Here is an 8,376-nt window from a genome sequence, read left to right on the forward strand (position 1 = left end):
TCGGCCTCCTCACTGTGCTGCGGGGTCACGCCGCCTCCCCGAAGGCGAGATCGCTGGCGAGCACGGCGGCACCGGCGACGCCGGCGCGCGGGCCCAGTTCGGAGAGGACGACCGGCAGGTTGCCGGTCGCCAGCGGCAGCGACCGGCGGTAGACCACGCTGCGGATCTCGGCGAGCAGGATGTGGCCGAGTTGGGCCAGCCCGCCGCCGATCACGATCATCGACGGGTTGGTGAAGCTGACCAGGCCGGCCAGGATGCTGCCGACCCGGCGGCCGCCGACGCGGATGAGCTGGATGCAGGTGACGTCCCCCTCGACCGCCCCCTGCGCCACGTCCAGCGCGGTCACCGCACCCCCGGCGGCGAGCCGCTCGGCGAGCGCCGGGGACGTCCCGGCGCGGACCGCGGCGGCGGCCTCCCGGGCCAGCGCGGCACCGCTGAACACCGCCTCGAGGCAGCCCAGGTTCCCGCACGAACACATCGGACCGTTCGGGTCGACCTGGATGTGGCCGATGTCGCCGGCGCACCCGTCGGTGCCCCGGTAGACCTGGCCGTTGAGGTAGATACCACACCCTATGCCGGTGCCGATCTTGATGAAGAGGAAGTCGTCGACCGAGCGCGCGACGCCGCCGTGCCGCTCGCCGATGGCCATGATGTTCACGTCGTTGTCGACCACCGCCGGGCAGCCGTGCTCCCGGGTCAGCAGCTCGCGGACCGGGAACCGGTCCCAGCCGGGCATGATCGGCGGGGAGACCGGCACCCCGTCGCGGAAGCTCACCGGGCCGGGCACGCCGATGCCGACCGCGTCGAGCCGTTCGTACGCGCCGTCCACCCTGGCCTTGTGCAGCAGCTCGTTGACCCGGTGCAGGATCACCTTGGGGCCGGAGCGGATGTCGGCCGGCTCGGCGTAGGCGGCCACCGGCTCCAGCCGGCCGTTGACCACCTCGACGTCGATCGAGCTGGCCCCGAGGTCGACGGCGGCGAACCGCAGGCGCGGGCTCAGCTCGACCAGGGTGGAGCGCCGGCCGCCCCGGGACGCGGCCAGTCCCGCCTCGGCCACGTAGCCGAGGCCGACCAGCCGCTCCAGCTCGGCCAGCAGGCGCGGGCGGGGCATCTGCAACCGGTCGGCAAGCTCGGCCCGGGACACCGCGCCCTCGTCGCGCAGCAGTCGCAGCAGCCGCACGTGCAGGGGATCCACCGTCAGCACCGGGCGCACCTCCGGATCGGAAGTCATGGACAGCGACGCAACGGCGACGTGTCGTGTCCGACACAGTAGGAGGCTTCGGGGCGGCATGTCCACAGCTTCGGAACTTCCGTTCAAAACTTTTGTCCAGTTGAGCAGAAGCTCGCAGTGGATCAAGAAAAGCGCCCCGCCGCCGGTGGGTACCGGGGGCGAGGCGCGGGTGGGCGGTCGTGGCGGGGTTGGCGCGGTCAGCGGCGGCCGGCGGCGTTGCGCTTCTTCCGCAGCTTCCGGTCGTCCCGCAGTTCCACGTACGGCTCCTGGTCGGCCGGGTGTCCGGCCTGGATCGCGCGGCTGCGCTCCAACTCGGCGTCGAACTCCGCGCCGAGCAGGATGGCGATGTTGCTGAGCCAGAGCCAGACCAGGAAGATGATCACGCCGGCCACCGCCCCGTACGTCTTGTTGTACGAGCCGAAGTTGCTGACGTAGAGCGCGAAGAGGCCGGAGACGATCAGCCAGATGACCACCGCCAGGATGCCACCGGGGCTGACCCAGCGGAAACCGCCGTGCCGGGCGTTCGGCGAGGCCCAGTAGAGGATCGCGAACATCAGGCTGACCAGTACGAGCAGCACCGGCCACTTGACGATGTTCCACACCGTGACGGCGGTCGAGCCCAGGCCGATGGCGTTGCCCGCCTGCTCGGCCAGACCGCCGGTGAAGACCACGATCACCGCGCTGGCCAGCAGCATGACCCCGATGATCGCGGTCACGCCGAGCCGGATCGGCAGGGTCTTCCAGATCGGTCGTCCCTCGGGCACGTCGTAGATGCTGTTGGAGGCACGCATGAAGGCGGCGACGTAGCCGGAGGCCGACCAGAACGCGGCCAGCAGACCGATGATCGCCGCGATGCTGGCCAGCCCGCCGGACCGGCCGGCCTGGTCGATCGCGGTCTCGATGATCGTGCGGATGTTCTCCTCCGGCACCACCTGGCCGACGGTGTCCCGCACTCCCTTCTTGGCCTCGTCACCGAGCAGGCCGAGGATGGAGATCAGCACCAGCACGCCCGGGAAGATGGAGAGCACGCCGTAGTAGGTGAGGGCGGCGGCCCAGTCGGTCAGGCTGTCGTCCCGGAACTCCCGGACCGTGCGCTTGAGCGTCGCCACCCAGCCGGCGCCGGGCAGCTCGGTCGGGCTGTCCGGCCCTTCGTCCGGCCCGACCGGCCCGACGCGGTCATCCCCGGCCCGGTCGCGCTCGACGCGGTCAGGCCGGGCGCGGTCGGCGCGGTCACGCCCGGCGCGGTTACGCCCGGCGCGGGCGGAAGACTCATCGGTGGCCATCGGCCCTCCTCGTCGTCGGCGTCGTCTCCGACTTGCCCGACGACCAGGGTGGTTAACCCCCTACCGGTAGAGCATCCGGCTCATCCGCCGGGACGCCAGCGCCAGCATCCCGACGGTCAGCGCCAGCAGGTACGCCACGTCCAGCAGCCACCCGCCGGAGCCACCCACGCAGATCTCCCGGATCAGGTGCACCGACCGGTAGAGCGGCGTCACCTCGACCAGCCAGCGCAGCGCCACCGGGTAGGCCTCGGCCGGCACGAACGTGCCGGAGAAGAGGAAGAGGGTGAACTGCGCCGACCCCATCAGGTCGAAGTCCTGCCAGCTGCGCATCAGGGTGGAGACGGTCATGCCGAGCGCCCCGAACGCGAAGCCGACCAGCACCGCGGCCGGGAACGCGGCGGCGGCCCGCGCGGCGGTGGTCAGGTCCGCCACCACCATGATCACAAGGAACGCGGCCGAGTAGAGGCTGCCCCGGATCATCGCCCAGGCCAGCTCGCCGAGGGCGATCTCGAACGGCTGCACCGGGGTGGCGATCACCCCGTCGTACAGCTTCATGTACTTCATCTTGCCGAAGAAGTTGAAGGTGGTCTCCGACAGCGCCCCGCTCATCGCCGACGAGGCGAGCATCGCCGGGGCCACGAACGCGGCGTACGTGACCACCTGCCCGCTCGGCAGGGTGAGGTCGCCGACCAGCGCGCCCACCCCGACGCCGATGGAGAAGAGGTAGAGCACCGGCTCCAGGAAGCCGGAGACCAGCACCAGCCAGTACGCGCTGCGCAGCGCCGTAAAGTTGCGCTCGGCCACCGAGGCGGAGCGGCGCGGCGCCCCCTCGAAGCTGACCAGCCGGGGCAGGACCAGAGTGACCACGGACATCCTCCCCTAGACGACGAGCGCGCGGCGGAACACCCGCCGCGCCAGCAGCCAGCCGGCGACGGACCAGGCGGCGAGGTAGAGCAGGTGGCCGGGCACGGACCACTGCGGGGCCACGCCCAGCGTGGCCGCGCGGCACAGGTCCACGCCGTGCCAGAGCGGCGTCACGTACGCCACCTGCCGCAGCCCGCCGGGCAGCTGCTCGACCGGGAAGAACACCCCGGCGAAGAGGGTCATCGGGATCACCGCGAACCGGAACAGCAGGGCCAGGTAGCTGTCGCTCGGCACGGCGGCGCTGAACGCGAAGACCGGCGCGGCCACCGCCAGGCCGAGCAACACGCCGACCAGCGGCACGATCACCGCCCACGGCGAGCGCAGCACCCCGAACAGCGCGGTCACCAGCAGGAACGCCACCGTGCTGGTGAGCACCCGGAACAGCACGAAGGCCAGGTGGCCACCGACGATGTCGCCGATCCGCAGCGGCGCGGCCGCCTGGGCGAGATAGGTGCCGATCCAGCGGAAGTTGCTCAGCACCGGCCAGGTGGACTCGGCGACCGCCACCTGGAACGCGGTCGAGGCGATCAGGCCGGGAACCAGCCAGTCCAGGTAGGGCACCCCGCCGACGCCCCGGTCCACGTACGCCCCGACGCCCACTCCGAACCCGAGCACGGTGAGCACCGGCAGCAGGAACGAGGAAAAGACCCCGGCCCGCCAGGTGCGCCGGTAGCCGACCAGGTAGTACTCGAGCACCGCCAGCACCGGCACCCGGGCCACCCCCGGCCCGGCCCGCTCCGCCACGCTCACCCCACCCCACCCCCGCTCACCGCCGACTCCGGTCTTCCTACCGCCCGGGTACGACAGGCCGCCGGCCACCCTATGACCGGGCCGTCGGTCCTGTCGCGTTGGTTTCCCCAGGCAGGTCGCGCCACCGGTCGGCCCCGGAGCGAAACGCTGCGCGGCCGACCCGGTTGGACTCGATTCCGCCCGTTGCGGTCAGCGTGTCGAGGCGACGTTGATGAGGCGGAGCGCCGGCTCCAGCAGTTCGGCCGGAGCCTTTTTCGGGGAACCCGTGTCGAAAGGCGGCTGAGGGTCGTACTCGATCGCGAGCTGCACGGTCTGGGCTGTCGTCGCGTCATCAGCCTGCGCCAGCAGGGAGAGGGCCATGTCGATGCCGGAAGAGACTCCCGCCGCCGTCACGATCTTGCCGTCGGTCACCACCCGTTCGCTGACCGGCTCGGCGCCGAAGCCGGCGAGCAGCTCGAGCCATCCCCAGTGACTGGTCGCCTTCACGCCGTTGAGCAGGCCGGCGGCGGCGAGGAGGAAGGATCCGCTGCACACCGAGGTGGTCCACCGGGTGTGCTCGTGAGCCTCGCTGATCCAGCCGAGCAGGGCGGGATCAGTCGCCGCCTTGAGCGTGCCGGGGCCGCCGGGGACGAGGATCACGTCCGCGCGCGGCAGCTCGGCGTACGACGCCGTGGCAACGATCGACAGGTTTCCACGGTCGTCGAGGACCGGACCGGGTTGGGCGGCGACGAAGGTGACCGTCCAGCCGGCGAAGGCCAGCACCGTGTACGGACCGACCGCGTCGAGGGCGGTGTGTTCGGGATAGAGGGGGATGGCGACGTGCATGGTCAGTTCTCCTTGGCGTGAAATCGGCGGCGGTAGTCGCCGGGCGCGATCCGCCAGTGGCGGCGGAAGACGCGGTAAAGGGTTTCCGGTGCGCCGAGGCCGGATTGTCTGGCCACGGTGTCCAGTGGGTGGCCGGTAGCTTCCAGTAGCCGCCGGGCGGCCTCGGCTCGGCTGCGTTCCACGTACCGGCCGGGCGACAGGCCGGTCTCCTCGGTGAAGACACGGGAGAAGTGGCGCTCACTCATGCCCGCGCGGCGGGCCAGGGCGGGCACGCTCAGGTCCTCGGCCGGGTTGGCGTCGATGAACGCCTGCAACTGTCGCAGGGGCTGCCTGCGTGGGGTGTCCGCGCGCATGGGGGTGCTGAACTGGCTCTGCCCGCCGGGCCGGTGCAGGTACACGACGAGCCCGCGCGCGACGTCCCGGGCCAGTGCGTGGCCGTGGTCCTCGGCGATGAGGGCCAGCGCGAGGTCGACACCGGAGCTGACGCCGGCCGAGGTCCACACGTTCCCGTCTTGGATGTAGATGGGGTCGGCGTCCACCTCGACGTCAGGGTGCCGGTCGGCGAGTTCGTCGGCCACCAGCCAGTGCGTGGTCGCGCGCCTGCCGGCGAGCAGCCCGGCTTCGGCGAGGAGGAAGGCTCCGCTACAGACCGACGCGACTCTGCGGGCGGCCGGGGCCAGCCGGGCGATCCCCTCGACCAGTGGCCGATTGTCCAACTGATCCCGGACGCCCAGTCCGCCGACGATCAGCAGGGTGTCGATGGGGCCGGCGACATCCGCCAGCGGGGTCTGCGCCACGGTCACGAGCCCGTTGTGCGCCGGCACCGACCCGGCCCGCACGGCGGTCACCTCGATGCGATAGCCCGACTTGGGCGACAGCAGGCTCGCGGTCGCGAACACGTCGGCCGGGCCGGCGAGGTCGAACATCTGGAAGCCATCGAAGATCACGATAACGACTCGTCGGTGCATGTCGTCCATGCTCATCAACACGGCCGCGTGGCGTCAATGACACAGCTCTTGCAGATTAAGCCATGACCTGGGTCGGCTGATCAATCCGAAACAGGCGGCCTGGGTCAGCCCGCCGGGGTGGCACGAACGAGGAGCAGTTGATCGCGCGGGGCGCGGTCAACTGAAGTCGCCTCGCTTGGCTCGACGGGCCACTCGACGCCGGTCAGGTCCATGCCTCCGCCACTCCAGAGGGCTATGAGCAGTTGCCAACCCGGGCGACGAACGCGCGCCAAGCGTCGGGGGTGAAGGCCAGCGCCGGGCCGGCCGGATCCTTCGAATCACGTACGGCGACCACGCCGGGCAGGTTGTCGGCCACCTCCACGCAGGCGCCGCCCTGGCCGCTGCTGCGGGTGCTCTTGCGCCACCGGGCGTCGCTCAGGTCCATGTCTCCGCCACTTCCGCCATCAGGTCGAGGGACTGCTGCTGCGATAGTGCCTCACCGCGGATCGACTCCCACACCTCGACCATCTGCCGCAGGTACTCGGCCCGGTCAATCACTTGCCGCCGCGCTACGGCCGCTCGGGGGTGTGCGCAAGGAACGCCCGCCAGGCAGCCGGGGCGAAGGCCAGCACCGGTCCGCTCGGGTCCTTGGAATCGCGTACGGCGACCACGTCGGGCAGGTTGTCGGCCACCTCCACGCAGTTGCCGCCCTGCCCGTTGCTGCGGGTGCTCTTGCGCCACTGGGCGTCGCTCAGGTCCATGTCTCCGCCACTTCCGCCATCAGTTGGAGGGACTGCTGCTGCGATAGTGCCTCACCGCGGATCGACTCCCACACCTCGACCATCTGCCGCACGAAGTCGGTTCGGTCGACCACCTGCCCGTGTAGCTGCCCCTCCACATAGACGACCTCCTCTCCGCCGGGCACGGTGGCGATCACGAAAGGGCCGCCGAGGCCAGCGTAAGCCCCGGCAGAAAGCGGCACGACCTGGATTCTGACCCGGGGCAGCGTGGAGCCGAGCTTCACCAGATGCCGCAACTGCTCGCGCATCATCTCTGGCCCACCGATCCGGCGGCGCAGCACGTACTCGTCGATGACCACGGCGAGCAGCGGCGGTCGGTCGCGGGCGAGCACGGCTTGGCGATCCAGCCGGGTCGCCACCTGTTGTTCGATCTCGTCCGGCGCGAACAACCCGCCGCCGGCATGGATGGCGCGGGCATATGCCTCGGTCTGCAACAGCCCCGGAACGTAGAGTGGCTCGAACGAACGCAGCGCCGTCGCCTCGTCCTCGATGCCATGCCAGTCGCGGAACCACGGCACCACGGTCTCCCGGCTGATCCGGCGCTGGATGCGCTCGAACCGCCCGTCCGAGCCGAACACGGTGTCGCAGCGGCGGGCGAAGTCGAGGCTCGGCCGGCGCTCGCTGGTCTCCACCTTGGCGACCAGGGCACCCGAATAGCTCAGCGCCTCGGCCAGCGCCGTCTGGGACATCCCGCTGGTCGCCCGCGCGAGCCGTAGCTCCTCCGCGAAGTGGTCCAACATGGACGACAGTTCCACGGACAGCCTCCGTACATCTTCGTACCGCCTGGCGTCGGCCGCCGTACGCGCTGGTCGTCGGCGCGCGGAACCTCCCAGCGTAGTCGGGTCCTCAGCAGACTGTCACGCAGCGGGACCGCTCCCGGGATCGGACGGCGGGCGGAACCAGGCCGGGGGCGTCGGCGCACAACGTGGTGCGTGGGCGCCCCCATCCCACGCTGTGACGGAGGCCCATCTCGTGCGACTCAAATTCTGGCGCTGCCGCCGGCCGGCGCCGCTCGCCCCGCTCCCCCGGCGTACCCCCATCGAACGGCCGGCGTGGGCGACCGCCCCGACGGAGGCGTTCCCGCTCGACGGCCCCGGACGGCCGGGACGGCTGACCCGCGCGCAGGAGTGGCGGGCGAACGGCGGGCGCTGGCTGCCCGCGCCGCGCGGCGACCAGGGCGGCGGGCGCTGGCTGCCCGTGCGGCGCGGTGACCAGGACGGCGGGCGCTGATGCCCCGCTACCGCCCGCACGTCGCGGCGCGCCCGTCCTGGCGCTGCCGGGTGTGCGGCGCCGCGTGGCCGTGCTCGCCAGCCCGGCTCGCGCTGCTCGGCGAGTACCGCGAGGACCGGACCGCCCTGCTGATCTACCTCGGCACGCTCCTGTGCGAGGCCGCGACCGACCTCGCCGACCTGCACGGCCGCGACGCCGCACAGGGGCTGGTCGACCGCTTCGTCACCTGGGCACGGGCCCGCTGATCGATCGGCGCCGGACTAGGCCGTGTCTCCTGGATCATGAGTAGCGGCGGTCGGGTTTCGCGCGTAGCCAGATGAGGATGTCGGCGATCTGCACGGTGGCGCGGTAGCGGCAGGCGAGCTTGTCGTACCTGGTGGCCACGG

11 protein-coding genes and 1 pseudogene are annotated in these 8,376 nt (G+C 71.5%); 2 read left to right on the forward strand and 10 right to left on the reverse strand.

Annotated features, from left to right (window positions below):
* Positions 1-25: 25 nt before the first annotated feature.
* The 10 genes and pseudogenes from AB0I11_RS25855 to AB0I11_RS25900 all read right to left on the reverse strand — a co-directional run bounded on the left by AB0I11_RS25855 (position 26) and on the right by AB0I11_RS25900 (position 7,515).
* Positions 26-1,204 (reverse strand): ROK family transcriptional regulator, encoded by a 1,179-nt coding sequence (locus AB0I11_RS25855; RefSeq protein WP_357325693.1) that lies wholly within the window; start codon positions 1,202-1,204, stop codon positions 26-28.
* A 224-nt stretch (positions 1,205-1,428) separates the two neighbouring features.
* Entirely contained in the window at positions 1,429-2,514 is a 1,086-nt protein-coding gene (locus tag AB0I11_RS25860) for a YihY/virulence factor BrkB family protein (protein WP_357325657.1), read from the reverse strand.
* A gap of 60 nt (positions 2,515-2,574) precedes the next feature.
* Positions 2,575-3,381 carry an ABC transporter permease gene (locus tag AB0I11_RS25865; RefSeq protein ID WP_357325660.1) on the reverse strand — a complete coding sequence of 269 codons (807 nt, stop codon included), beginning with the start codon at positions 3,379-3,381 and terminating at the stop codon, positions 2,575-2,577.
* Positions 3,382-3,393: 12 nt separating this feature from the next.
* Positions 3,394-4,188, reverse strand: coding sequence for an ABC transporter permease (locus AB0I11_RS25870; protein ID WP_357325663.1), 795 nt, complete (start codon positions 4,186-4,188; stop codon positions 3,394-3,396).
* Positions 4,189-4,377: 189 nt separating this feature from the next.
* Positions 4,378-5,013 (reverse strand): DJ-1/PfpI family protein, encoded by a 636-nt coding sequence (locus AB0I11_RS25875; RefSeq protein ID WP_357325666.1) that lies wholly within the window; start codon positions 5,011-5,013, stop codon positions 4,378-4,380.
* A gap of 2 nt (positions 5,014-5,015) precedes the next feature.
* On the reverse strand, positions 5,016-5,981 hold the full coding sequence (locus AB0I11_RS25880) for a GlxA family transcriptional regulator (protein ID WP_357325669.1): 966 nt from the start codon (positions 5,979-5,981) through the stop codon (positions 5,016-5,018).
* A gap of 232 nt (positions 5,982-6,213) precedes the next feature.
* Positions 6,214-6,405 (reverse strand): DUF397 domain-containing protein, encoded by a 192-nt coding sequence (locus AB0I11_RS25885; protein WP_357325672.1) that lies wholly within the window; start codon positions 6,403-6,405, stop codon positions 6,214-6,216.
* Positions 6,396-6,488: pseudogene (locus AB0I11_RS25890) on the reverse strand (XRE family transcriptional regulator); the annotation flags it as partial. The pseudogene AB0I11_RS25890 and the gene AB0I11_RS25885, both read right to left, overlap by 10 nt.
* 41 nt (positions 6,489-6,529) lie before the next feature.
* On the reverse strand, positions 6,530-6,721 hold the full coding sequence (locus AB0I11_RS25895) for a DUF397 domain-containing protein (protein WP_357325675.1): 192 nt from the start codon (positions 6,719-6,721) through the stop codon (positions 6,530-6,532).
* Entirely contained in the window at positions 6,712-7,515 is an 804-nt protein-coding gene (locus AB0I11_RS25900) for a helix-turn-helix transcriptional regulator (protein ID WP_357325678.1), read from the reverse strand. Before AB0I11_RS25900 ends, AB0I11_RS25895 begins: the two co-directional genes overlap by 10 nt.
* Positions 7,516-7,732: 217 nt before the next feature.
* Between AB0I11_RS25900 and AB0I11_RS25905 the strand changes: the two genes are divergently transcribed.
* Both AB0I11_RS25905 and AB0I11_RS25910 read left to right on the forward strand, forming a co-directional pair.
* Positions 7,733-7,990: a hypothetical protein gene (locus AB0I11_RS25905; RefSeq protein WP_357325681.1), complete on the forward strand. Its 258-nt coding sequence runs from the start codon at positions 7,733-7,735 to the stop codon at positions 7,988-7,990.
* Positions 7,990-8,235 (forward strand): flavin reductase, encoded by a 246-nt coding sequence (locus tag AB0I11_RS25910; RefSeq protein ID WP_357325684.1) that lies wholly within the window; start codon positions 7,990-7,992, stop codon positions 8,233-8,235. Before AB0I11_RS25905 ends, AB0I11_RS25910 begins: the two co-directional genes overlap by 1 nt.
* The last annotated feature ends 141 nt before the right edge of the window (positions 8,236-8,376 follow it).

This window comes from Micromonospora sp. NPDC050495 (genome assembly GCF_040655175.1).
Taxonomy (GTDB): Bacteria; Actinomycetota; Actinomycetes; order Mycobacteriales; family Micromonosporaceae; genus Micromonospora.